This window comes from Streptomyces sp. NBRC 110035 (genome assembly GCF_000829695.1).
Classification (GTDB): domain Bacteria; phylum Actinomycetota; class Actinomycetes; order Streptomycetales; family Streptomycetaceae; genus Streptomyces.
In genome coordinates this window covers 91,344-114,293 of sequence record NZ_BBNN01000037.1, presented here as the reverse complement: position 1 = coordinate 114,293, position 22,950 = coordinate 91,344, and the positions used below count along the sequence as shown (strand labels likewise).

General features: G+C 71.6%; 21 protein-coding genes. 20 read left to right on the top strand and 1 reads right to left on the bottom strand.

What is annotated here, in order from left to right; translation table 11 throughout:
- The first annotated feature begins 223 nt into the window (after positions 1 to 223).
- The 14 genes from TU30_RS25555 to nusB all read left to right on the top strand — a co-directional run bounded on the left by TU30_RS25555 (position 224) and on the right by nusB (position 13,875).
- The gene (locus TU30_RS25555) at positions 224 to 697 is read left to right on the top strand and encodes a DUF948 domain-containing protein (RefSeq protein ID WP_042174089.1); all 474 of its coding nucleotides are present in this window, start codon (positions 224 to 226) and stop codon (positions 695 to 697) included.
- A gap of 7 nt (positions 698 to 704) precedes the next feature.
- On the top strand, positions 705 to 1,076 hold the full coding sequence (locus TU30_RS25550; RefSeq protein WP_042174087.1) for a hypothetical protein: 372 nt from the start codon (positions 705 to 707) through the stop codon (positions 1,074 to 1,076).
- On the top strand, positions 1,076 to 3,748 hold the full coding sequence (gene alaS / locus TU30_RS25545; RefSeq protein ID WP_042174085.1) for an alanine--tRNA ligase: 2,673 nt from the start codon (positions 1,076 to 1,078) through the stop codon (positions 3,746 to 3,748). The genes TU30_RS25550 and alaS overlap by 1 nt, the downstream gene beginning before the upstream one ends.
- A gap of 35 nt (positions 3,749 to 3,783) precedes the next feature.
- Positions 3,784 to 4,248 carry a Holliday junction resolvase RuvX gene (gene ruvX / locus TU30_RS25540; protein WP_042174169.1) on the top strand — a complete coding sequence of 155 codons (465 nt, stop codon included), beginning with the start codon at positions 3,784 to 3,786 and terminating at the stop codon, positions 4,246 to 4,248.
- A gap of 124 nt (positions 4,249 to 4,372) precedes the next feature.
- Positions 4,373 to 6,142, top strand: coding sequence for an endolytic transglycosylase MltG (mltG, locus tag TU30_RS25535; RefSeq protein ID WP_042174083.1), 1,770 nt, complete (start codon positions 4,373 to 4,375; stop codon positions 6,140 to 6,142).
- Complete coding sequence (locus TU30_RS25530; protein ID WP_042174081.1) at positions 6,132 to 6,968, top strand: shikimate dehydrogenase; 837 nt, start codon at positions 6,132 to 6,134, stop codon at positions 6,966 to 6,968. The genes mltG and TU30_RS25530 overlap by 11 nt, the downstream gene beginning before the upstream one ends.
- Positions 6,969 to 7,018: 50 nt before the next feature.
- On the top strand, positions 7,019 to 7,420 hold the full coding sequence (locus tag TU30_RS25525; protein ID WP_042174079.1) for a hypothetical protein: 402 nt from the start codon (positions 7,019 to 7,021) through the stop codon (positions 7,418 to 7,420).
- A gap of 139 nt (positions 7,421 to 7,559) precedes the next feature.
- Positions 7,560 to 8,744 (top strand): chorismate synthase, encoded by a 1,185-nt coding sequence (gene aroC, locus TU30_RS25520; RefSeq protein WP_042174078.1) that lies wholly within the window; start codon positions 7,560 to 7,562, stop codon positions 8,742 to 8,744.
- Between the two features lie 26 nt (positions 8,745 to 8,770).
- Positions 8,771 to 9,253, top strand: coding sequence for a shikimate kinase (locus tag TU30_RS25515; protein ID WP_042174167.1), 483 nt, complete (start codon positions 8,771 to 8,773; stop codon positions 9,251 to 9,253).
- Positions 9,250 to 10,344: a 3-dehydroquinate synthase gene (gene aroB, locus TU30_RS25510; RefSeq protein WP_042174076.1), complete on the top strand. Its 1,095-nt coding sequence runs from the start codon at positions 9,250 to 9,252 to the stop codon at positions 10,342 to 10,344. The genes TU30_RS25515 and aroB overlap by 4 nt, the downstream gene beginning before the upstream one ends.
- Positions 10,345 to 10,592: 248 nt before the next feature.
- On the top strand, positions 10,593 to 11,438 hold the full coding sequence (locus TU30_RS25505; protein ID WP_042174074.1) for a Pro-rich N-terminal domain-containing protein: 846 nt from the start codon (positions 10,593 to 10,595) through the stop codon (positions 11,436 to 11,438).
- Positions 11,439 to 11,707: 269 nt separating this feature from the next.
- Positions 11,708 to 12,814: an aminopeptidase P family protein gene (locus TU30_RS25500; protein WP_042174072.1), complete on the top strand. Its 1,107-nt coding sequence runs from the start codon at positions 11,708 to 11,710 to the stop codon at positions 12,812 to 12,814.
- 57 nt (positions 12,815 to 12,871) lie between these two features.
- Complete coding sequence (gene efp / locus TU30_RS25495; RefSeq protein ID WP_042174070.1) at positions 12,872 to 13,438, top strand: elongation factor P; 567 nt, start codon at positions 12,872 to 12,874, stop codon at positions 13,436 to 13,438.
- A gap of 2 nt (positions 13,439 to 13,440) precedes the next feature.
- The gene (gene nusB / locus TU30_RS25490; protein ID WP_042174068.1) at positions 13,441 to 13,875 is read left to right on the top strand and encodes a transcription antitermination factor NusB; all 435 of its coding nucleotides are present in this window, start codon (positions 13,441 to 13,443) and stop codon (positions 13,873 to 13,875) included.
- A 208-nt stretch (positions 13,876 to 14,083) separates the two neighbouring features.
- On the opposite strand, the gene bldD is transcribed toward nusB, so the two are convergent.
- Positions 14,084 to 14,587, bottom strand: a complete 504-nt coding sequence (gene bldD, locus TU30_RS25485; protein WP_042174065.1) for a transcriptional regulator BldD — start codon at positions 14,585 to 14,587, stop codon at positions 14,084 to 14,086.
- Positions 14,588 to 14,863: 276 nt separating this feature from the next.
- Between bldD and pyrR the strand changes: the two genes are divergently transcribed.
- The 6 genes from pyrR (at position 14,864) to carB (ending at position 22,873) form a co-directional block, all read left to right on the top strand.
- Complete coding sequence (gene pyrR, locus TU30_RS25480; protein WP_042174063.1) at positions 14,864 to 15,421, top strand: bifunctional pyr operon transcriptional regulator/uracil phosphoribosyltransferase PyrR; 558 nt, start codon at positions 14,864 to 14,866, stop codon at positions 15,419 to 15,421.
- Between the two features lie 108 nt (positions 15,422 to 15,529).
- Positions 15,530 to 16,510 carry an aspartate carbamoyltransferase catalytic subunit gene (locus TU30_RS25475; protein ID WP_042174061.1) on the top strand — a complete coding sequence of 327 codons (981 nt, stop codon included), beginning with the start codon at positions 15,530 to 15,532 and terminating at the stop codon, positions 16,508 to 16,510.
- 4 nt (positions 16,511 to 16,514) lie between these two features.
- On the top strand, positions 16,515 to 17,828 hold the full coding sequence (locus tag TU30_RS25470; RefSeq protein WP_042174059.1) for a dihydroorotase: 1,314 nt from the start codon (positions 16,515 to 16,517) through the stop codon (positions 17,826 to 17,828).
- Positions 17,825 to 18,406 (top strand): hypothetical protein, encoded by a 582-nt coding sequence (locus TU30_RS25465; RefSeq protein ID WP_078878509.1) that lies wholly within the window; start codon positions 17,825 to 17,827, stop codon positions 18,404 to 18,406. The genes TU30_RS25470 and TU30_RS25465 overlap by 4 nt, the downstream gene beginning before the upstream one ends.
- Complete coding sequence (carA, locus tag TU30_RS25460; RefSeq protein WP_042174055.1) at positions 18,403 to 19,557, top strand: glutamine-hydrolyzing carbamoyl-phosphate synthase small subunit; 1,155 nt, start codon at positions 18,403 to 18,405, stop codon at positions 19,555 to 19,557. The genes TU30_RS25465 and carA overlap by 4 nt, the downstream gene beginning before the upstream one ends.
- Positions 19,550 to 22,873: a carbamoyl-phosphate synthase large subunit gene (gene carB, locus TU30_RS25455; RefSeq protein WP_042174053.1), complete on the top strand. Its 3,324-nt coding sequence runs from the start codon at positions 19,550 to 19,552 to the stop codon at positions 22,871 to 22,873. Before carA ends, carB begins: the two co-directional genes overlap by 8 nt.
- Positions 22,874 to 22,950: the final 77 nt, after the last annotated feature.

Below are 22,950 nucleotides of genomic sequence, written 5' to 3'. Positions count from 1 at the left end.
GCCGCCCCGGCAGCCGCCTGCGCACGGTCGTGCCCGGTGCCGAAGCGGCCGCCGCGGCTCCGGTCCCGGCCCCGTGCGGCGCCCGGCGGACCGCCTCGTCCCGGCCGGGCCGCGTCCCCGCGCCGGGCGTTAATCCGGTACGGAGTCCTGCCGGCGGCGCGATAGGCTCGGTGCACGATTCTCTCGATGTTCAGGCATGTCTCTCAGGGAGCAGGTGCGCACAGTGTCCGGTGGAGAGGTGGCCGGAATCCTGGTGGCCGTGTTCTGGGCGATCCTGGTCTCCTTCCTCGCCGTCGCGCTGGCGAGGCTGGCCCAGACGCTCCGGGCGACCACCAGGCTCGTGGCGGACGTGACCGACCAGGCCGTCCCGCTGCTGGCCGACGCCTCCACCGCGGTGCGCTCCGCGCAGACCCAGATCGAGCGGGTCGACGCGATCGCCTCCGACGTCCAGGAGGTCACTTCCAACGCCTCCGCCCTGTCGACCACCGTCGCCTCCACCTTCGGCGGCCCGCTGGTCAAGGTCGCCGCCTTCGGCTACGGCGTGCGCCGGGCCGTCGGCGGCCGTAAGGAGGACGCGTCCGCCAGGCAGGCGTCCGACAGGACCGAGCCCGCGAAGGCGCCGGGCCGCACCGTGATCGTGGGCCGCACCGTCCCGGGCACGCGGCGGGCGAGGCGCACCCGGGGAAAGAAGGACTGACCCAGCGATGTTCCGCCGTACGTTCTGGTTCAGCACCGGCGTCGCCGCAGGTGTGTGGGCCACCACCAAGGTCAACCGGAAACTGAGGCAGCTGACGCCCGAGAGCCTCGCCGCGACCGCGGCGAACAAGGCGATCGAGACCGGCGGCCGCATCAAGGACCGGGCGGTGGACTTCGCCCTCGACGTCCGCGACAACATGGCCCGGCGCGAGGCCGAACTGGGCGACGCCCTCGGCCTCGGCACCCCCGTCGACCGGGAACTCCCGCGGTCCGGCCGGTACGCCGCCCTCGAGAACCGCAACAGCCCGAAGAGCAACCCACGGTACGTCGAGGGCTCGGCGTACCTGACGAACCCGTACAACCGGAATGAGGACCACTGATGGAGTCGGCCGAGATCCGCCGCCGCTGGCTGAGCTTCTTCGAGGAGCGCGGGCACACCGTCGTCCCTTCGGCGTCGCTCATCGCGGACGACCCGACTCTACTCCTCGTCCCGGCCGGCATGGTGCCCTTCAAGCCCTACTTCCTGGGCGAGGTCAAGCCCCCCTTCGCGCGCGCCACCAGCGTCCAGAAGTGCGTCCGCACGCCGGACATCGAAGAGGTCGGCAAGACCACCCGGCACGGCACGTTCTTCCAGATGTGCGGCAACTTCTCCTTCGGCGACTACTTCAAGGAAGGCGCCGTCAAGCTCGCCTGGGAGCTGCTCACCAGCCCTCAGGACAAGGGCGGCTACGGCCTCGACCCCGAGCGCCTGTGGATCACCGTCTACAAGGACGACGACGAGGCCGAGCGCATCTGGCGCGACGTCGTCGGCGTGCCCGAGGAGCGCATCCAGCGCCTGGGCATGAAGGACAACTACTGGTCCATGGGCGTCCCCGGCCCCTGCGGACCCTGTTCCGAGATCAACTACGACCGCGGCCCCGAGTTCGGCGCCGAGGGCGGCCCCGCCGTCAACGACGAGCGGTACGTGGAGATCTGGAACCTCGTCTTCATGCAGTACGAGCGGGGCGAGGGCATCGGCAAGGACAACTTCGAGATCCTCGGGGACCTGCCGAGCCAGAACATCGACACCGGTCTCGGCCTCGAGCGGCTCGCCATGATTCTGCAGGACGTGCAGAACCTGTACGAGATCGACACCTCCATGGCCGTCGTCGACAGGGCCACCGCCCTGACCGGGGTCCGCTACGGCGACGCCGAGGACTCGGACGTCTCGCTGCGCGTGGTCACCGACCACATGCGCACCTCGGTCATGCTCATCGGTGACGGCGTCACCCCGGGCAACGAGGGCCGCGGCTACGTGCTGCGCCGCATCATGCGCCGTGCCATCCGCAACATGCGCCTCCTCGGTGCCACCGGCCCGGTCGTCAAGGACCTGGTCGACGTCGTCATCGGCATGATGGGGCAGCAGTACCCCGAACTGATCACCGACCACGAGCGGATCGAGAAGGTCGCCGTCGCCGAGGAGAACGCCTTCCTCAAGACGCTGAAGGCCGGCACCAACATCCTCGACACCGCCGTCACCGAGACCAAGCAGTCCGGTGGCACGGTCCTCTCCGGCGACCGGGCCTTCCTGCTGCACGACACCTGGGGCTTCCCGATCGACCTCACCCTGGAGATGGCCGCCGAGCAGGGCCTGTCCGTGGACGAGGACGGCTTCCGCCGGCTCATGAAGGAACAGCGGGAACGGGCCAAGGCCGACGCGCGGACCAAGAAGACCGGCCACGCCGACCTCGGCGCCTACCGTGAGATCGCCGACCGGGCCGGTGCCACCGACTTCACCGGCTACACCGCCACCGAGGGCGAGTCCACCGTCGTGGGCATCCTGGTCGACGGCGTCTCCTCACCGGCCGCCGCCGAGGGCGACGAGGTGGAGATCATCCTCGACCGCACCCCGTTCTACGCCGAGGGCGGCGGCCAGATCGGTGACACCGGGCGGATCAGGGCCGACTCCGGTGCCGTCATCGAGGTCCGTGACTGCCAGAAGCCTGTTCCGGGCGTGTACGTCCACAAGGGCGTCGTCCAGGTCGGCGAGGTCACCCTCGGCGCCAAGGCCCACGCCTCCATCGACGAGCGCCGCCGCACGGCCATCGCCCGCGCCCACTCGGCCACCCACCTCACCCACCAGGCCCTGCGCGACGCCCTCGGCCCGACTGCCGCCCAGGCCGGTTCCGAGAACCAGCCCGGCCGCTTCCGCTTCGACTTCGGTTCGCCGTCCGCCGTTCCGACGGTCGTGATGACCGACGTCGAGCAGAAGATCAACGAGGTGCTCGCCCGCGACCTGGACGTGCGTGCCGACGTCATGGGCATCGACGAGGCCAGGAAGCAGGGTGCCATCGCCGAGTTCGGCGAGAAGTACGGCGAGCGCGTGCGCGTGGTGACCATCGGCGACTTCTCCAAGGAGCTGTGCGGCGGCACCCACGTGCACAACACCGCCCAGCTCGGCCTGGTCAAGTTGCTCGGCGAGTCCTCCATCGGCTCCGGTGTGCGCCGCATCGAGGCGCTGGTCGGTGTGGACGCCTACAACTTCCTCGCCCGCGAGCACACCGTCGTCGCCCAGCTCCAGGAGCTGATCAAGGGCCGCCCGGAGGAGCTCCCGGAGAAGGTCTCCGCCATGCTCGGCAAGCTCAAGGACGCCGAGAAGGAGATCGAGAAGTTCCGCGCCGAGAAGGTGCTGCAGGCCGCCGCCGGCCTTGCCGCCTCCGCCAAGGACATCCGCGGCATCGCCGTGGTCACCGGCCAGGTCCCGGACGGCACCACCGCCGACGACCTGCGCAAGCTGGTCCTCGACGTACGCGGCCGCATCCAGGGCGGCCGGGCCGCCGTCGTCGCCCTGTTCACCACCGTGGGCGGCAAGCCCCTCACCGTCATCGCCACCAACGAGGCCGCCCGCGAGCGCGGTCTCAAGGCCGGTGACCTGGTCCGCGCGGCCGCCAAGACCCTCGGCGGCGGCGGTGGCGGCAAGCCGGACGTCGCCCAGGGCGGCGGCCAGAACGCGGCCGCCGTCGGCGACGCCGTCGACGCCGTCGAGCGGCTCGTGGCGGACACGGCCGAGTGAGCGACTCGATGCCTCACCCGTCCGGCGGCCCGGCGATGCGCCGCGGCCGCCGGCTCGCGATCGACGTCGGGGACGCCCGGATCGGGGTCGCCTCGTGCGACCCCGACGGGATCCTCGCCACCCCGGTCGAGACGGTCCCCGGCCGGGACGTCCCGGCGGCTCACCGGCGCCTTCGGCAGCTCGTCGAGGAGTACGAGCCGATCGAGGTCGTCGTCGGCCTCCCTCGCTCCCTCAAGGGGGGCGAGGGCCCCGCCGCGGTCAAGGTCCGCGGCTTCGCGCAGGAACTGGCCCGCGGGATCGCGCCGGTGTCCGTGCGCCTCGTCGACGAACGCATGACGACGGTGACGGCGAGCCAGGGGCTGCGCGCCTCCGGTGTGAAGTCCAGGAAGGGACGCTCCGTCATCGACCAGGCCGCCGCCGTGATCATCCTCCAGCAGGCCCTCGAATCCGAACGGGTGTCGGGCAATGCACCCGGTGAGGGCGTCGAAGTGGTGAGCTGATCGCGGTACGGTAACGTTCCGCGCGATGCGGTGGCGTTCGAACAGCCGCCGCTAAAGAGAGGCGGAACGGACGCCGGCCACCCCCACAGCCGCGTGACCGCCGCCTCGCGGCTCTAGGGGATCGATGACTGAGTATGGCCGGGGCCAAGGCTCCGCACCGTGGCATCCGGACGACCCGTTGTACGGGGACGGCGGGTGGACAGGGCAGCAGGCCCAGCAGGGTCAGCAGCCCTCTTACGACGGCCAGGCGCAGCACTACCCGCAGCAGCCGCAGCAGCAGTACGGCGACTGGGGCACCGCCGAGCAGCAGGGCGGGTACGGACAGCAGCAGTACGCGCAGTACGACCAGCAGCAGGGTCACCAGCAGTACGACCAGCAGCAGTACGGCGAGCAGTACGCCCCCCAGCAGGCACAGCACCAGGACCGGCAGCACCCGGACGAGCAGCACCCGGACCAGCAGCGGTACGACACGGGCGGCTGGCAGACCGGAGCCCCCGCCCACCCGCAGGACCCGTACGCGGCGGCCGATCCCACGGACCCGTACGGTCAGCAGGGCGGGACGTACGGCGACCAGCAGTCCGACTACTACGCGACCCCCGACGCCTATCCGCCGCCGGCGCCGCCCGCCCGGCGCGGCGCCGAGCCCGGCCGGCAGCCGGAGCAGGACGCGGAACCGGAGTCGCGGACCGACTGGGACCCGGGGCCGGACCAGGGCGAACACGCCTTCTTCTCGGGCGACGACCAGGACGAGGACGACGAGCCGGGCGGTCGCGGCGACCGCCGGGGCAAAGGTGCCAGGGGCGGTAAGGGCGCCAGGGAAAAGAAGCGGCGCAGTGGGTTCGCCTGCCTCGTGGTGGTGCTGGTCCTCGGCGGCGGTGCGGCCGGTGTGAGCTATATCGGCTGGCAGTTCGTCAAGGACCGTCTCGGCAGCGCCCCGGACTTCGCGGGTGACGGCAACGGCGAGCAGGTGACCGTCACGATCCCCAAGGGATCCGGCGGGTACGCCATCGGCCAGGTGCTCAAGAAGGAAGGCGTCGTCAAGAGCGTCGACGCCTTCGTCGCGGCCCAGGCCGGCAACCCGCAGGGCAAGACGATCCAGGACGGCGTGTACACGCTCGAGCTGGAGATGTCGGCCGAGAGCGCGGTCGAGCTGATGCTCAGCCCGAAGAGCCGCAACAACCTGATCATCGCAGAGGGCAAGCGCAACGCCGAGATCTACAAGCTCATCGACGAACGCCTCGAGGTCGAGGACGGCACCACCGCGAAGGTCGCCCGGAAGGAGCGGGAGAAGCTCGGCCTGCCCGACTGGGCCGTGAACGACGAGGACGTCAAGGATCCCCTGGAGGGCTTCCTCTACCCGTCCAGCTATGCGGTGGGCAAGGGCGCGAAACCCGAGGCAGTGCTCAAGGAGATGGTGGGCCGGGCCGCCGACACGTACGAGGAACTGCAGTTCGAGGAGAAGGCCGAGAGCCTCGGTCTCGAAGGGCCGTGGGAACTGGTCACGGTCGCGAGCCTGGTGCAGGCCGAAGGCAAGACCCACGACGACTTCCGCAAGATGTCCGAGGTCATCTACAACCGCCTCAAGCCCACCAACACCGAGACGAACCAGCTGCTCCAGTTCGACTCGACCTTCAACTACCTGAAGGGCGAGAGCAACATCGACATCAGCGAGTCCGAGATCAACAGCAACAAGGACCCGTACAACACCTACACCAACAAGGGTCTGCCACCCGGACCCATCGGCAACCCCGGCGAAGACGCTCTCCAAGCGGCGTTGGATCCCACGAAGGACGGCTGGATCTATTTCGTGGCCACCGACGGCGTGAACAAGACGGAGTTCGCCAGGACGCACGACGATTTCCTGAAGCTGAAGGACAAGTTCAATGCCAGCTAGGGCCGGGGCGCTACGTGCGGCGGTCCTCGGCTCCCCGATCGCACACTCCCTCTCCCCGGTGCTGCACCGTACCGCCTATGCGGAGCTGGGCCTGGAGGGCCGGACGTACGACCGCTTCGACGTCGACGAGCAAGCCCTGCCGGGCTTCTTCGAGAAGCTCGGGGACGACTGGGCCGGACTGTCGCTGACCATGCCGCTGAAGCGGGCGGTGATCCCGCTGCTGGACGGGATCAGCGAGACCGCGGCCTCGGTCGACGCGGTCAACACCGTCGTTTTCACCGAGGACGGCCTCCGGACCGGCGACAACACCGACATCCCCGGCATGGTCGACGCCCTGCGCGAGCACGGCATCGACGCGGTGGACACCGCCGCGGTCCTCGGTGCCGGGGCCACCGCGTCGTCCGCGCTCGCCGCGCTCTCCCGGATCTGCGCCGGCGAGGTCGTCGTCTACGTGCGCAGCGCCGCGCGAGGCGCCGAGATGCGGCAGTGGGCCGAGCGCCTGGACGTGGCGGTGCGCATCGCCGACTGGGACGACGCCGAGCGGGCCCTGCACGCTCCGCTGGTGGTCACCACCACCCCGGCGGGCGTCACCGACACCCTCGCCCGAGCCGTTCCCGAACGCCCGGCGGCCCTCTTCGACGTCCTCTACGACCCCTGGCCGACCGCCCTCGCGGCCCGCTGGTCGGCGTACGGCGGTGCGGTGGTCGGCGGGCTCGACCTGCTGGTGCACCAGGCGGTGCTCCAGGTCGAGCAGATGACGGGGTGCGCACCGGCCCCGCTGGAGGCCATGCGAAGAGCGGGGGAGCGGGCGCTCGCGGCCCGATAGGATCCCGTCCGGTTCCGCAGGGGGCGGAACCGGGGGAGGGACACGCGTTCATGTCCGCAGGCACACCACCGGCAGCCTGGAGGGCTCAGACCTTCGAGTCCGTACGGGGCTTTCTGCCCGACCGGGTGCAGATCACGGTGCCGGCCCTGGTCGTTCTCGTGGTCGTCGCGTCCTGGGCCGTCAGGACCGAGCGCAGGACCGCACACCGGCGCGCCACCCGGGCGGGCCGGCCGGTCCACGCGGAGGCCCGGTACGGACCGGGCAGCGGAGCCGACCACCTGGGCCGGTACGCGCCGCAGCCCGGCCGGGCCGGCCGGCCCGTGGCGCCCGCCCCCGCACAGGTCACGGCGGGGCAGAGCGGCGCCGACTTCCCCGGGGCCCACGCACCCGGGCAGCAGCGCCCGGGCCCCGGCGCCGGTGGCCCCTCCGCCCCTCACCGCTCGTCCGACTGATGGACCGGCGACCGGACATGCCACCCGGACGTGGGAGGATCGGACGTGGCGGGCCGGGGCCGCGCACCCCGTCGCGCCGTAGCCGTACGCGACGGCGCGTGCGCAGGGCAGTACCGGGCGCGAGCATGGAGGAGCACCGTTGAGCAGGTTGCGCTGGCTGACCGCGGGGGAGTCCCACGGTCCCGCACTCGTCGCGACGCTGGAGGGCCTCCCCGCCGGCGTCCCGATCACCACGGACATGGTGGCGGACCATCTCGCGAGGCGGCGGCTGGGCTACGGTCGCGGTGCCCGGATGAAGTTCGAGCGGGACGAGGTCACCTTCCTCGGCGGCGTCCGGCACGGTCTCACCCTCGGCTCCCCGGTCGCGGTCATGGTGGGCAACACCGAGTGGCCGAAGTGGGACCAGGTCATGGCGGCCGACCCGGTCGACCCCGAGGTGCTGGCCGGCCTCGCCCGCAACGCCCCGCTGACCCGCCCGCGCCCCGGCCACGCCGACCTCGCCGGCATGCAGAAGTACGGCTTCGACGAGGCCCGCCCGGTGCTGGAACGGGCCTCCGCGCGGGAGACCGCGGCCCGGGTGGCGCTGGGCGCCGTGGCCCGCTCGTACCTGAAGGAGACGGCCGGCGTCGAGATCGTCTCCCACGTCGTGGAGCTCGCGGCCGCGAAGGCCCCCTACGGCGTGTACCCGACCCCGGCCGACGTGGAGCGGCTGGACGAGGACCCGGTGCGCTGCCTGGACCCGGACGCCTCGAAGGCGATGGTCGAGGAGATCGACCAGGCCCACAAGGACGGCGACACCCTCGGCGGAGTCGTCGAGGTGCTGGCGTACGGCGTACCGGTCGGGCTCGGTTCGCACGTGCACTGGGACCGGCGGCTCGACGCCCGGCTGGCCGCCGCCCTCATGGGCATCCAGGCGATCAAGGGCGTGGAGGTCGGCGACGGCTTCGACCTGGCGCGGGTGCCCGGCTCGAAGGCGCACGACGAGATCGTCGCCACCGACGAGGGCATCAGGCGCGCCTCGGGCCGCTCCGGTGGCACCGAGGGCGGCCTGAGCACCGGTGAGCTGCTGCGGGTGCGGGCCGCGATGAAGCCGATCGCGACCGTGCCGCGGGCGCTGAAGACCGTGGACGTCGTCACCGGCGAGGAGACCGCCGCCCACCACCAGCGCTCCGACGTGTGCGCCGTACCGGCGGCCGGGATCGTCGCCGAGGCCATGGTCGCCCTGGTCCTCGCGGACGCGGTCGCGGAGAAGTTCGGCGGCGACAGCGTCCCCGAGACCCGCCGCAATGTGGCGTCCTACCTCGAGAACCTGGCCGTCCGGTGACCCCGCTGATCGTGCTGGTCGGCCCGATGGGCGTCGGCAAGTCCACTGTCGGGCACCTGCTTGCCGAGCGGCTGGGCGTCGGCTACCGGGACACCGACGACGACATCGTCGCCGCCGAGGGCCGCAGCATCGCCGAGATCTTCGTGGACGAGGGCGAGAGCGCCTTCCGCGTGCTCGAGAAGCAGGCGGTGCGCACCGCGCTCGCCGAGCACGAGGGTGTCCTGGCCCTGGGCGGCGGCGCCGTCCTCGACGCCGACACGCGCGCGCTGCTCGCCGGGCGGCGGGTCGTCTACCTGTCGATGGACGTCGAGGAGGCGGCCAGGCGCACCGGCCTGGGCGCCGCCCGGCCGCTGCTCGCCGTCAACCCGCGCAAGCAGTGGCGCGAGCTGATGGAGGCCCGGCGCCACCTGTACGAGGAGGTGGCCACGGCCGTCGTGGCCACGGATGGCCGCACGCCCGAGGAGGTCACCGCCTCCACCCTGGACGCACTGGAGTTGAAGCAGGCATGAGCAGCGAGGCAGTGACGCGGATCCACATCGGCGGTACCGCGGGCACCGACCCGTACGAGGTCCTGGTGGGCCGGCGGCTCCTGGGCGAGCTCGGCGGGCTGATCGGGGCCGGCACCAAGCGGGTCGCGGTCGTCCACCCCGAGGCCCTGGCCGAGACCGGCGAGGCGCTCCGCGCCGATCTCGCCGAGCAGGGCTACGAGGCCGTCGCCATCCAGGTGCCCAACGCGGAGGAGGCCAAGACCGCGGAGGTCGCCGCCTACTGCTGGAAGGCGCTCGGCCAGTCCGGGTTCACCCGCACCGACGTCATCGTCGGCGTGGGCGGCGGCGCCAGCACCGACCTGGCCGGGTTCGTGGCCGCCACCTGGCTGCGCGGAGTGCGCTGGATCGCGGTGCCGACCACCGTGCTGGCCATGGTCGACGCGGCCGTCGGGGGCAAGACCGGCATCAACACCGCCGAGGGCAAGAACCTGGTGGGCGCCTTCCACCCGCCCGCCGGGGTCCTGTGCGACCTCGCCGCCCTGGACTCCCTCCAGACCAACGACTACGTCTCCGGGCTGGCGGAGGTCATCAAGGCCGGCTTCATCGCCGATCCGGTCATCCTCGATCTCATCGAGGCCGACCCGCAGGCCGCACGTACCCCGGCGGGCCCGCACACCGCCGAGCTCATCGAGCGCTCGATCCGGGTCAAGGCCGACGTCGTCTCCTCCGACCTGAAGGAGGCGGGCCGGCGGGAGATCCTCAACTACGGTCACACGCTCGGCCACGCCATCGAGAAGAACGAGCGTTACAAGTGGCGCCACGGCGCGGCGGTGTCGGTGGGCATGCACTTCGCCGCCGAGCTCGGCCGGCTCGCCGGCCGGCTGGACGACGCCACCGCCGACCGGCACCGCGCCGTCCTCGAATCGGTCGGGCTGCCCCTGCGCTACCGCCACGACCAGTGGCCCAGGCTGCTGGAGAACATGAGGGTCGACAAGAAGTCCCGCGGCGACCTGCTGCGCTTCGTCGTCCTCGACGGCCTCGCCAGGCCCACCGTGCTGGAAGGCCCGGATCCGGCGGTGCTGCTCGCCGCGTACGGGGAAGTGGCGGAGTAACACCCGAGGGGCCTGCCTCCTCGGGCAAGCCCCCGGCCCCGCCGGGCAGTCGGCGAACCGGCCCGGCGGTCGGGGCACTCAGGGCCGCCTTCGGCCGTTCACCGGACAACGGCAGGGGCGGTACTCGTTCGAACAGTCGCTCCGACGCTCTAGGCTGTCGGAGAGCGCGGGGGGATCCCCCTGCCGTCAGTGCTTGTCGCCTGCGGCGAGTGAACCGAGCCCAGCAGACCGAGACGGAGTGGCACCGGATGCAGCATGCAGGGGGTTCTCCGCTGCCGCCGCCCCACCGACCGGGGCACGGACCGGCCGACAGTTGGTCACCGGCCGCACACCATCCGGGACCGCGCCAGGGGTCCGTCCCGGTGCCCGTGCCGCCGCCGGCCCCCGGCTACCCCGCGCCCCCGTCCGGACCGACGCCGCAGCCCGCGGGCGCCCCGCATCCGCCGCCGGAGACCACCGGACATCTGCCGCTGCCGCCGGGCGGCCCCGTCGCCATGCCCAGCGTCCCGCAGGCCCCCGCGGCCCCCGACCCGGCCGGTACGACCCTCGCGGTCCTGCTCATAGGCCCCGCGGGCGCCGGGAAGACCAGCGTCGCCAAGTACTGGGCGGACCACCGCCGGGTGCCGACCGCGCACATCAGCCTGGACGACGTACGCGAGTGGGTGCGGTCCGGCTTCGCCGACCCGCAGACCGGGTGGAACGACCACTCGGAGGCGCAGTACCGCCTGGCGCGCCGTACCTGCGGCTTCGCCGCGCGCAACTTCCTCGCCAACGGGATCTCCTGCATCCTCGACGACGCGGTCTTCCCCGACCGCCCGGTCGTCGGCCTCGGTGGCTGGAAACGGCATGTGGGGCCGGGCCTGCTGCCGGTCGTGCTGCTGCCCGGTCTGGACATCGTCCTGGAACGCAACGCCGAACGGTCCGGCAACCGCCGCCTCGGCGACGAGGAGGTGGCCCGCATCCACGGCCGCATGGCCGGCTGGTACGGCTCGGGCCTCCCGATCATCGACAACTCCCAGCTCGGCATACCGGAAACGGCCGCCGTCCTGGACGACGTCCTCGCCAGGTCCATCGCCAGCCCGCCGTCCTGGTGAGCCACCGGCGGCGACCGCCCCGGCGCGACAGCCGCGCCGCCGGCTGCCCCGCACCGGACAGCCCCAGCCGTGCCACCGGCCGGGGTGCCGCCCCCGCTTTCGCCGGACACGGCAGCAGCGGCCCCGGCGGGCCACGAACGCCGATACCGCACACAGGGCCGACGGCCCGCCCCCGATCTGCCCGGGACACCGCCGTGCGGCGCCGCACACCGCCGCCCACTCGGCCCTCTCGAACGGCGGTTTTCGGCCACCGCTCATAGGCTCGTGACATGTCTGAGGTGTACGTGCTCCGCCGGAGGCGGCTGAGGGAATGCTGCAACGCGGGAGGCAGCGCGGCGGCGCTGGTCACCCGGCCCGCCAATGTGCGCTATCTCGCGGGCGCCGCCCCCGAAGGCGCCGTGCTGCTGCTGGGCCCCGCCGAGGACCTCCTGCTGTGCGCCGGGCCGCCCGACGACCGTTCCCCGCAGACCCGGCCCGCCGAGGCGCTGCGGGTGCACGTCGTGCCCGGCTCCGGGGGTGATCCCGCCGTGGCGGCCGCCGGGCTCGCCGCCGCCGGGGGCGCCGACTCCCTCGCCGTCGAGGAGCACCACCTCACCGTGATCCGGCACCGAGCCCTCCGCTCGGCCGCCCCCGGACTGCGCCTGGCAGGCGTCGGCAGCGCCGTCGAGCAGCTCCGGGTGGTCAAGGACGAGGAGGAGATCTCCTGTCTGCGCATCAGCGCGGAGATCGCCGACCAGGCCCTCGGGGAGCTGCTGGAGTCCATCCTCGTCGGCCGCACCGAACGCCATCTCGCACTGGAACTGGAGCGCCGCCTGGTCGACCACGGCGCCGACGGTCCCGCCTTCGCCACCTCCGTCGCCACCGGCCCGAACGCCGGGCGGCCCGGTCACCGGCCCACCGACCGGCGGGTGGAGGAGGGCGACTTCCTCTCCGTCTGTCTCGGCGCCACCTACCGCGGGTACCGCTGCGAGATCGGCCGCACGTTCGTCATCGGCACCGCTCCCGCGGACTGGCAGATCGAGCTGTACGACCTCGTCTTCACCGCTCAGCGGGCCGGCCGGGAGTCCCTCGTACCCGGCGCCGCCTGCCGTGACGTGGATCACGCGGCCCGCCAGGTACTGGACAGCGCGGGGTACGCCGCGGCCCTTCCGTCGCTCACCGGACACGGGGTCGGACTCGAAATCGACGAGGACCCTCAATTGTCCCCCGGAGCCATGGGTAAACTGGACGCTTGTGTGCCGGTCACCGTCGAACCGGGGGTCCACCTCCCGGGCCGGGGCGGCGTCCGGATCGATGACACGCTCGTCGTACGCCCCGAGGCGGACGGCGGACCCGAGCTACTCACCATCACGACCAAGGAGCTGCTGGCGCTCTAGCTTCGCGCCGGGTGCCGGCCCCGAGTCGTCTCACGTCAGTCCAGGAGATTGCGCAACGTGGCTTCCACGAACGACCTCAAGAACGGCATGGTGCTCAAGCTCGACGGTGGCCAGCTCTGGTCCGTCGTCGAGTTCCAGCACGTCAAGCCCGGCAAGGGCCCGGCTTTCGTGCGCACCAAGCTCAAGAACGTGCTTTCCGGCAAGACCGTCGACAAGACCTTCAACGCCGGTGTGAAGGTCGAAACGGCCACCGTCGACAAGCGGGACATGCAGTTCTCCTACATGGACGGCGACTACTTCGTCTTCATGGACATGGAGACCTACGACCAGCTGCACGTCGACCGCAAGGCCGTCGGCGACGCCGCCAACTTCCTCATCGAGGGTTTCGAGGCCACCGTCGCGCAGCACGAGGGCGAGGTGCTCTTCGTCGAGCTTCCGGCCGCCGTCGAGCTGACCATCGCCGAGACCGAGCCGGGCGTCCAGGGCGACCGCTCCACGGGCGGCACCAAGCCGGCCACACTGGAGACCGGGCACCAGATCCAGGTCCCGCTCTTCATCACCACCGGTGAGAAGATCAAGGTCGACACCCGTACGAGCGACTACCTCGGCCGGGTGAACAGCTAACCGTGGCTGCCCGCAACACGGCCCGCAAGCGCGCCTTCCAGATCCTCTTCGAAGGCGACCAGCGCGGCGCCGACGTCCTGACGGTCCTCGCGGACTGGGTCCGGCACTCCCGGTCCGACACCCGGCAACCGCCGGTGAGCGAGTACACGATGCAGCTGGTCGAGGGGTACGCGCAGCACGCGACGCGCATCGACGAGCTGATCTCCCAGTACTCGGTCGGCTGGACCCTGGACCGTATGCCGGTCGTCGACCGCAACATCCTGCGTCTCGGTGCCTACGAGCTGGTCTGGGTCGACGAGACCCCGGACGCCGTCGTGCTCGACGAGATGGTGCAGCTGGCGAAGGAGTTCTCCACGGACGAGTCGCCCTCGTTCGTCAACGGCCTCCTCGGCCGGTTCAAGGAGCTCAAGCCCTCGCTGCGCCGCGACGGGGCCTGAGCCGGCGCAGGCCACGGACCGGCACCGACACGCCGGAGGGCCCGCAGCGCGACCGCTGCGGGCCCTCCGGTGTGTCCGGGGGCTGTCCCCGGGCCCGTGCGGCATCCTGGGCCCGCGGAACCACCGCCGGACGAACGCCGCCGGGGTGCCCCGGCCTCTGCAGGTCGGGGCACCCCGGCGGTACGTTTCTGCTCGGGCGGTGGTGCGATCAGCCCTCGTCGTGCGAGGCGACCGCGCGGCGCGCGTCCGCGTCCAGCACACCCCAGCTGATCAGCTGCTCGGTGAGAACCGAGGGCGACTGGTCGTAGATCACGGCGAGCGTGCGCAGGTCGTCCTGGCGGATCGAGAGCACCTTGCCGTTGTAGTCGCCGCGCTGGGACTGGATCGTCGCCGCGTACCGCTGCAGCGGGCCGGCCTTCTCCGGCGGCACCGTGGCCAGCCGCTCCAGGTCGAGGACCAGCTTCGGCGGCGGCTCGGCGGCGCCGCCCGGCGTAGTGCCCGGAAGCAGTTCCTGCACCGGAACGCCGTAGAAGTCCGCCAGCTCGGCAAGACGCTGCACGGTCACTGCGCGGTCGCCGCGCTCGTACGAACCGACCACGACCGCCTTCCAGCGGCCCTGGGACTTCTCCTCGACACCGTGGAGGGAAAGGCCCTGCTGGGTGCGGATCGCGCGGAGCTTGGCCCCGAGCTGTTTGGCGTATTCGCTGGACATATAGCTCCCCGGCACTGTGTCGACGCGGCCGGCATGGTTTCCGGGCCGCGCGGCTGGTAACTCACTGTGAGGTTACGCAGAGTTACTCTCGTCCGTCAAGCCGAACGGTCCACACCGACTCCTCCGGGACCGGCCGGAACCGTTGCGCCGAAGGACTGACCGGCGTCGGCGGGAGGGGGTACCGGGGGTGTCGTTCCCCGGCCTGGTAGCGTGGCCGCTGTACATCCGACGTCCTTTAAGGTCCGTCCCGTGAGGCGGAGAAGGAGGTCCGTTCACATGGACACGCACTCCGATGCGCGGCCCGTTCTCGAGGGCCCCGACATCGCGCGGGTACTGACCCGCATCGCCCACGAGATCGTCGAGCGCGCCAAGGGCGCCGACGACGTGGTGCTCCTCGGCATTCCGACCCGGGGCGTCTTCCTCGCCCAGCGGCTCGCCGCCAAGCTCGAGCAGGTCACCGAGCGCAAGGTCCCGGCCGGCTCGCTCGACATCACCATGTACCGCGACGACCTGCGCATGCACCCCCCGCGCGCGCTGGCCCGCACCGAGATCCCCGGCGACGGCATCGACGGCCGCCTGGTCGTCCTGGTGGACGACGTGCTCTTCTCCGGGCGCACCATCCGCGCAGCCCTCGACGCGCTGAACGACATCGGGCGCCCGCGCGCGGTGCAGCTCGCCGTCCTCGTCGACCGCGGCCACCGCGAACTGCCCATCCGCGCCGACTACGTCGGCAAGAACCTCCCCACGTCGTTGCGGGAGACGGTCAAGGTCCTGCTCGCCGAGGAGGACGGTCGCGACACCGTGCTGCTCGGTGCCAAGCAGCCCTCCCCGTAGCGATCCGGGCGCACGCCACCCGCGCGCACCGGCCCGGGGCGTCACCCTGCGCCCGGCTGCCCGGATTGTCACGTTCTTCCTGTTGAACTGCCCTACGGAGCCTGACAGATGCAGCGTCATCTCATCTCGGCCGCCGACCTCACCCGCGACGACGCCGTCCTGATCCTCGACACCGCCGAGGAGATGGCCCGGGTCGCCGACCGGCCGATCAAGAAACTTCCGACCCTGCGCGGCCGGACCGTCGTCAACCTCTTCTTCGAGGACTCCACCCGGACCAGGATCTCCTTCGAGGCCGCCGAGAAGCGGCTGTCCGCGGACGTCATCAACTTCACCGCCAAGGGTTCCAGCGTCTCCAAGGGCGAGTCCCTCAAGGACACCGCCCAGACCCTGGAGGCCATGGGCGTCGACGCCGTCGTCATCCGGCACGGCGCCTCCGGGGCCCCGTACCGGCTGGCCACCTCCGGCTGGATCGACGCGCACGTCATCAACGCCGGCGACGGCACCCACCAGCACCCCACCCAGGCCCTGCTCGACGCCTTCACCATGCGGCGCCGGCTCGTCGGCCGGGACACCGGGATCGGCCAGGACCTCTCCGGACGGCGCATCACGCTCGTCGGCGACGTCCTGCACAGCCGGGTCGCCCGCTCCAACGTCGACCTGCTGCACACCCTCGGTGCGGAGGTCACCCTCGTCGCCCCGCCGACCCTGCTGCCGGTCGGCGTCGAGGCCTGGCCCTGCGAGGTCTCCTACGACCTCGACCGGACCCTGCCCAAGTCCGACGCGGTGATGATGCTGCGGGTGCAGCGCGAGCGGATGAAGGCCGCGTTCTTCCCGACCGAGCGCGAGTACTCACGGCGCTACGGCCTCGACGGCGAACGCATGCGGAGGATGCCCGAGCACGCGATCGTGATGCACCCCGGCCCCATGGTCCGCGGCATGGAGATCACCGCCGAGGTGGCCGACTCCGAGCGCTGCACCGTCGTCGAGCAGGTCACCAACGGGGTCTCCATCCGGATGGCCGTCCTGTACCTGCTGCTCGGGGGCAACGAACCCGCCGCCGCACCCGCCCGCACCACGGAGGAGAAGTAACACGATGAGCAAGACCCTGATCCGCGGTGCGAAGGTGCTCGGCGGCGACCCGCAGGACGTGCTGATCGACGGCGGGACCGTCGTGGCCGTCGGCACCGGGCTGAGCGCCGAGGGCGCCGGCCCTGCCGGAGAGGCGCAGGAGGTGACCGTCGTCGAGGCCCACGGCAAGGTGCTGCTGCCCGGCCTGGTCGACCTGCACACCCATCTGCGCGAGCCCGGCCGCGAGGACTCCGAGACCGTGCTGACCGGTACCCGCGCGGCGGCGAGCGGGGGCTACACCGCCGTGTTCGCCATGGCCAACACCTTCCCCGTCGCCGACACCGCCGGCGTCGTCGAGCAGGTCTGGCGGCTCGGCAGGGAGCACGGCTACTGCGACGTACGTCCCGTCGGCGCCGTCACCGTCGGCCTGGAGGGCAGCACGCTCGCCGAACTGGGTGCCATGCACGAGTCCGCGGCCGGCGTCACCGTCTTCTCCGACGACGGCAAGTGCGTCCACGACGCCGTGATCATGCGGCGCGCCCTGGAGTACGTGAAGGCCTTCGACGGGGTCGTCGCCCAGCACGCCCAGGAGCCCCGGCTGACCGAGGGCGCCCAGATGAACGAGGGCGTCGTCTCGGCCGAGCTGGGGCTGGGCGGCTGGCCGGCCGTCGCCGAGGAGTCGATCATCGCCCGGGACGTGCTGCTCGCCGAGCACGTCGGCTCCCGCGTCCACATCTGCCACCTGTCGACCGCGGGCAGCGTCGAGATCGTCCGCTGGGCCAAGTCCCGCGGTATCGACGTCACCGCCGAGGTCACCCCGCACCACCTGCTCCTCACCGACGAGCTGGTGCGTTCGTACAACCCGGTCTACAAGGTCAACCCGCCGCTGCGCACCGAGCGGGACGTCCACGCGCTGCGCGAGGCGCTCGCCGACGGCACGATCGACATCGTCGCCACCGACCACGCCCCGCACCCGCACGAGGACAAGGACTGCGAGTGGGCCGCCGCGGCCATGGGCATGGTCGGCCTGGAGACGGCGCTGTCGGTGGTCCAGGAGACCATGGTGGACACGGGGCTGCTGGACTGGGCCGGGGTCGCGGACCGGATGTCCTTCGCTCCCGCGCGCATCGGACGGGCCGAGGGCCACGGCCGGCCCGTCTCGGCAGGTGAGCCCGCCAACCTCATGCTCGTCGACACGGCATACCGTGGTTCCGTGGACCCCGCGGGCTTCGCCTCGCGCAGCCGCAACACCCCGTACGAGGGCCGTGAGCTGCCGGGCCGTGTCACGCACACCTGGCTCCGGGGCACGGCCACGCTCATCGACGGGAAGCTCACGTGACACCTGTAATCCTGCTGGCCGCCGAGAAGGAATCGGCGGAAGTGACCGACTGGGCCGCCCGGATCGGCTGGGTGGTCGGACTCGCCCTCTTCGTCGCGCTCGTCTACTGGCTGATGCGCGAGGGCTGGAAGTGGCGCGGCACCCTCCAGGGCGACCTGCCCGAACTGCCCACGGCCCCGGACACTCCCGGCCGGGCGAAACTCAGCGCGAGCGGCCGCTACCACGGCTCCACCACCGCCGGTCAGTGGCTCGACCGCATCGTGGCGCACGGCCTGGGCACCCGTAGCCGCGCGGAGGTCACCCTCACCGACGCGGGCCTGGACGCCGTGCGCCCCGGAGCCGGCGACTTCTTCGTCCCGGCCGACGCGCTGCGCGGGGCCCGGCTCGACAAGGGCATCGCCGGCAAGGTGCTCACCGAGGGCGGACTGCTGGTCGTCACCTGGGCGCACGGCGAGCGGCTGATCGACTCCGGCTTCCGCTTCGACCGGGCGGCCGAGCACACCGAGTGGGTCGAGGCCATCAACTCCATGAGCAAGACGAACGTCACAGACGTCACGACGGAAGGCGCCGAACGATGACAACCTCCACCCGGGGAACCGCCTCTCGCGAGAAGGTGCTTCCCGCCGTACTCGTCCTGGAGGACGGCCGGGTCTTCCGCGGCCGCGCCTACGGGGCAGTGGGGGAGACCTTCGGCGAAGCGGTGTTCTCCACCGGCATGACCGGCTACCAGGAGACCCTCACCGACCCGTCCTACCACCGCCAGGTCGTGGTCATGACCGCCCCGCACGTCGGCAACACCGGCGTCAACGACGAGGACCCCGAGTCCCGGCGGATCTGGGTCGCCGGCTACGTCGTGCGCGACCCCGCGCGCGTGCCGTCCAACTGGCGCTCCCGCCGCTCCCTGGACGAGGAACTCGCCGCCCAGGGCGTCGTCGGCATCAGCGGCATCGACACCCGCGCCCTCACCCGGCACCTGCGCGAGCGGGGCGCCATGCGCGTCGGCATCTTCAGCGGCGACGCCGTACGCGACGACGCCGCACTGCTGGCCGAGGTCCGGGAAACGCCCGGGATGAAGGGCGCCGACCTCGCCGCCGAGGTCGCCACCGCCGAGCCGTACGTCGTCCCCGCCGTCGGCGAGAAACGGTTCACCGTCGCCGCCGTCGACCTCGGCATCAAGGGCATGACCCCGCACCGGATGGCCGAGCGCGGCATCGAGGTGCACGTCCTGCCCGCCACCGCGACCGCCGACGACGTCCACGCCCTCGACCCCGACGGCGTGTTCTTCTCCAACGGACCCGGTGATCCCGCCACCGCCGACCACCCCGTCTCCGTGATGCGGTCCGTCCTGGAGCGCGGCACCCCGCTGTTCGGGATCTGCTTCGGCAACCAGATCCTCGGCCGCGCCCTCGGCTTCGGCACCTACAAGCTGAAGTACGGCCACCGCGGCATCAACCAGCCGGTCCAGGACCGCACCACGGGCAAGGTCGAGGTCACCGCGCACAACCACGGCTTCGCCGTCGACGCCCCCCTCGACAAGGTCTCCGACACCCCGTTCGGCCGCGCCGAGGTGTCCCACGTCTGCCTCAACGACAACGTGGTGGAAGGGCTCCGGCTGCTCGACAAACCGGCCTTCAGCGTCCAGTACCACCCGGAAGCGGCAGCGGGGCCGCACGACGCCGCCTACCTGTTCGACCGCTTCGTTTCCCTGATGGAGGGCCAGCGTGCCTAAGCGCACCGATATCCAGTCCGTCCTGGTCATCGGCTCCGGCCCGATCGTCATCGGCCAGGCCGCCGAGTTCGACTACTCCGGCACCCAGGCGTGCCGGGTACTGAAGGCCGAGGGCCTGCGGGTCGTCCTGGTCAACTCCAACCCGGCGACGATCATGACCGATCCGGAGATCGCCGACGCCACCTACGTCGAACCGATCACCCCCGAGTTCGTCGAGAAGATCATCGCCAAGGAGCGGCCGGACGCCCTGCTGCCCACCCTGGGCGGTCAGACGGCCCTGAACACCGCGATCTCGCTGGCCGAGAACGGGGTCCTGGACAAGTACGGCGTCGAGCTGATCGGCGCCAACGTGGAGGCCATCAACAAGGGCGAGGACCGCGACCTGTTCAAGGAGGTCGTGGAGGCCGTCCGCGGGAAGATCGGACACGGCGAGTCCGCCCGTTCGGTCATCTGCCACACCATGGACGAGGTCCTGGCCGGCGTCGACGAGCTCGGCGGCTACCCGGTCGTGGTCCGCCCCTCCTTCACCATGGGCGGCGCCGGCTCCGGCTTCGCCCACGACGAGGACGAGCTGCGCCGCATCGCCGGACAGGGGCTCACCCTCTCGCCGACCACCGAGGTGCTCCTCGAGGAGTCCATCCTCGGCTGGAAGGAGTACGAGCTGGAGCTGATGCGCGACAAGCACGACAACGTCGTGGTCGTCTGCTCCATCGAGAACTTCGACCCCATGGGCGTGCACACCGGCGACTCCATCACCGTCGCCCCCGCGATGACCCTGACCGACCGCGAGTACCAGACCCTGCGGGACATCGGCATCGCCGTCATCCGCGAGGTCGGCGTGGACACCGGCGGCTGCAACATCCAGTTCGCGGTGAACCCGGAGGACGGCCGGGTGATCGTCATCGAGATGAACCCGCGCGTGTCACGGTCCTCGGCGCTGGCCTCCAAGGCGACCGGTTTCCCCATTGCCAAGATCGCCGCCAAGCTCGCCGTCGGCTACACCCTCGACGAGATCCCCAACGACATCACGAAGGAGACCCCGGCCTCCTTCGAGCCGACCCTCGACTACGTGGTCGTCAAGGCGCCGCGGTTCGCCTTCGAGAAGTTCCCGAGCGCCGACTCCACCCTCACCACCACGATGAAGTCGGTCGGCGAGGCCATGGCCATCGGCCGCAACTTCACCGAGGCGTTCCAGAAGGCGCTGCGCTCGCTGGAGAAGAAGGGCAGCCAGTTCACCTTCGTCGGCGAGCCCGGCGACAAGGCCGAGCTGCTGGGCGAGTCCGTCCGCCCGACCGACGGCCGCATCAACACCGTCATGCAGGCCATCCGCGCGGGCGCCACCCCCGAGGAGGTCTTCGACGCCACGAAGATCGACCCCTGGTTCGTCGACCAGCTCTTCCTCATCAAGGAGATCGCCGACGAGCTGTCCGAGGCGCCCGAGCTGACCACCGAACTGCTCGCCGAGGCCAAGCGGCACGGCTTCTCCGACCAGCAGGTCGCGGAGATCCGCGGCCTGCGCGAGGACGTCGTCCGCGAGGTCCGGCACGCCCTCGGCGTCCGCCCGGTCTACAAGACCGTCGACACCTGCGCCGCCGAGTTCGCCGCGAACACGCCGTACTTCTACTCCTCCTACGACGAGGAGACCGAGGTCGCCCCGCGCGAGAAGCCCGCGGTGATCATCCTGGGCTCCGGCCCGAACCGCATCGGCCAGGGCATCGAGTTCGACTACTCCTGCGTCCACGCCTCCTTCGCGCTGAGCGCCGCGCCCAGTCCTCCTGGCGGCTACGAGACCGTGATGGTCAACTGCAACCCGGAGACCGTCTCCACCGACTACGACACCTCCGACCGGCTGTACTTCGAGCCGCTCACCCTGGAGGACGTCCTGGAGATCGTCCACGCGGAGCAGCAGGCAGGACCGGTCGCGGGCGTGATCGTCCAGCTCGGCGGCCAGACCCCGCTGGGCCTGGCCCAGGCCCTCAAGGACAACGGCGTACCGGTCGTCGGCACGTCCCCCGAGGCCATCCACGCGGCCGAGGACCGGGGTGCCTTCGGCCAGGTCCTCAAGGAGGCCGGCCTGCCGGCCCCCAAGCACGGCACCGCCACCACCTTCACCGAGGCCAGGGCCATCGCCGACGAGATCGGCTACCCGGTCCTCGTCCGTCCGTCCTACGTGCTCGGCGGCCGCGGCATGGAGATCGTCTACGACGAGACCCGCCTCGCCTCCTACATCGCCGAGTCGACCGAGATCAGCCCCTCCCGGCCGGTGCTGGTCGACCGTTTCCTCGACGACGCCATCGAGATCGACGTCGACGCGCTCTACGACGGCGAGGAGCTCTACCTGGGCGGCGTCATGGAGCACATCGAGGAGGCCGGCATCCACTCCGGCGACTCGGCGTGCGCCCTGCCCCCGATCACCCTGGGCGGCTTCGACATCAAGCGGCTGCGCGCCTCCACGGAGGCCATCGCACGCGGCGTCGGGGTGCGCGGCCTGATCAACATCCAGTTCGCGCTGTCCGGCGACATCCTCTACGTCCTGGAGGCCAACCCGCGCGCCTCGCGCACCGTCCCCTTCACCTCGAAGGCGACCGCGGTGCCGCTGGCCAAGGCGGCCGCACGGATCTCGCTCGGCGCGACCGTCGCCGGGCTCCGGGCGGAGGGCCTGCTCCCGGCCCGGGGCGACGGCGGCGACATCCCGCTCGACGCGCCGATCTCCGTCAAGGAGGCCGTGCTGCCCTGGTCGCGCTTCCGCGACATCCACGGCCGCGGCGTCGACACGGTCCTCGGCCCGGAGATGCGCTCCACCGGCGAGGTCATGGGCATCGACTCCGTCTTCGGCACCGCGTACGCCAAGTCGCAGGCGGGCGCCTACGGGCCGCTGCCCACCAGGGGCCGCGCCTTCATCTCCGTCGCCAACCGCGACAAGCGCTCGATGATCTTCCCCGCGCGCGAGCTCGTCGCCCACGGCTTCGAACTGTTCGCCACCTCCGGCACCGCCGAGGTCCTCAGGCGCAACGGCATCAACGCCACCGTGGTGCGCAAGCAGTCCGAGGGCACCGGACCGAACGGCGAGAAGACCATCGTCCAGCTGATCCACGACGGTGAGGTCGACCTCATCGTCAACACGCCGTACGGCACCGGCGGCCGGCTCGACGGCTACGACATCCGTACGGCCGCCGTGGCGCGCTCCGTGCCGTGCCTGACGACGGTCCAGGCGCTCGCCGCCGCGGTCCAGGGCATCGACGCCCTCAACCGCGGCGAGGTCGGCGTCCGCTCGCTCCAGGAACACGCGGAGCACCTGACAGCGGCCCGCGACTGACGGCCCCGAGGGGGACACCGGAAACGGTGTCCCCCTCTTCACGAGGCCCTTCAGGTTCGTCAGGCTCTTCACGAGAC

Excerpts from the sequence above, each read along its gene's own strand:
- TU30_RS25550 (WP_042174087.1), top strand. The coding sequence starts at position 705 with ATGTTCCGCCGTACGTTCTGGTTCAGCACCGGCGTCGCCGCAGGTGTG.
- alaS (WP_042174085.1), top strand. The coding sequence starts at position 1,076 with ATGGAGTCGGCCGAGATCCGCCGCCGCTGGCTGAGCTTCTTCGAGGAG.
- ruvX (WP_042174169.1), top strand. The coding sequence starts at position 3,784 with ATGCGCCGCGGCCGCCGGCTCGCGATCGACGTCGGGGACGCCCGGATC.
- mltG (WP_042174083.1), top strand. The coding sequence starts at position 4,373 with ATGACTGAGTATGGCCGGGGCCAAGGCTCCGCACCGTGGCATCCGGAC.
- TU30_RS25530 (WP_042174081.1), top strand. The coding sequence starts at position 6,132 with ATGCCAGCTAGGGCCGGGGCGCTACGTGCGGCGGTCCTCGGCTCCCCG.
- TU30_RS25525 (WP_042174079.1), top strand. The coding sequence starts at position 7,019 with ATGTCCGCAGGCACACCACCGGCAGCCTGGAGGGCTCAGACCTTCGAG.
- TU30_RS25515 (WP_042174167.1), top strand. The coding sequence starts at position 8,771 with ATGGGCGTCGGCAAGTCCACTGTCGGGCACCTGCTTGCCGAGCGGCTG.
- aroB (WP_042174076.1), top strand. The coding sequence starts at position 9,250 with ATGAGCAGCGAGGCAGTGACGCGGATCCACATCGGCGGTACCGCGGGC.
- TU30_RS25505 (WP_042174074.1), top strand. The coding sequence starts at position 10,593 with ATGCAGCATGCAGGGGGTTCTCCGCTGCCGCCGCCCCACCGACCGGGG.
- TU30_RS25500 (WP_042174072.1), top strand. The coding sequence starts at position 11,708 with ATGTCTGAGGTGTACGTGCTCCGCCGGAGGCGGCTGAGGGAATGCTGC.
- bldD (WP_042174065.1), bottom strand. The coding sequence starts at position 14,587 with ATGTCCAGCGAATACGCCAAACAGCTCGGGGCCAAGCTCCGCGCGATC.
- pyrR (WP_042174063.1), top strand. The coding sequence starts at position 14,864 with ATGGACACGCACTCCGATGCGCGGCCCGTTCTCGAGGGCCCCGACATC.
- TU30_RS25475 (WP_042174061.1), top strand. The coding sequence starts at position 15,530 with ATGCAGCGTCATCTCATCTCGGCCGCCGACCTCACCCGCGACGACGCC.
- TU30_RS25470 (WP_042174059.1), top strand. The coding sequence starts at position 16,515 with ATGAGCAAGACCCTGATCCGCGGTGCGAAGGTGCTCGGCGGCGACCCG.
- carA (WP_042174055.1), top strand. The coding sequence starts at position 18,403 with ATGACAACCTCCACCCGGGGAACCGCCTCTCGCGAGAAGGTGCTTCCC.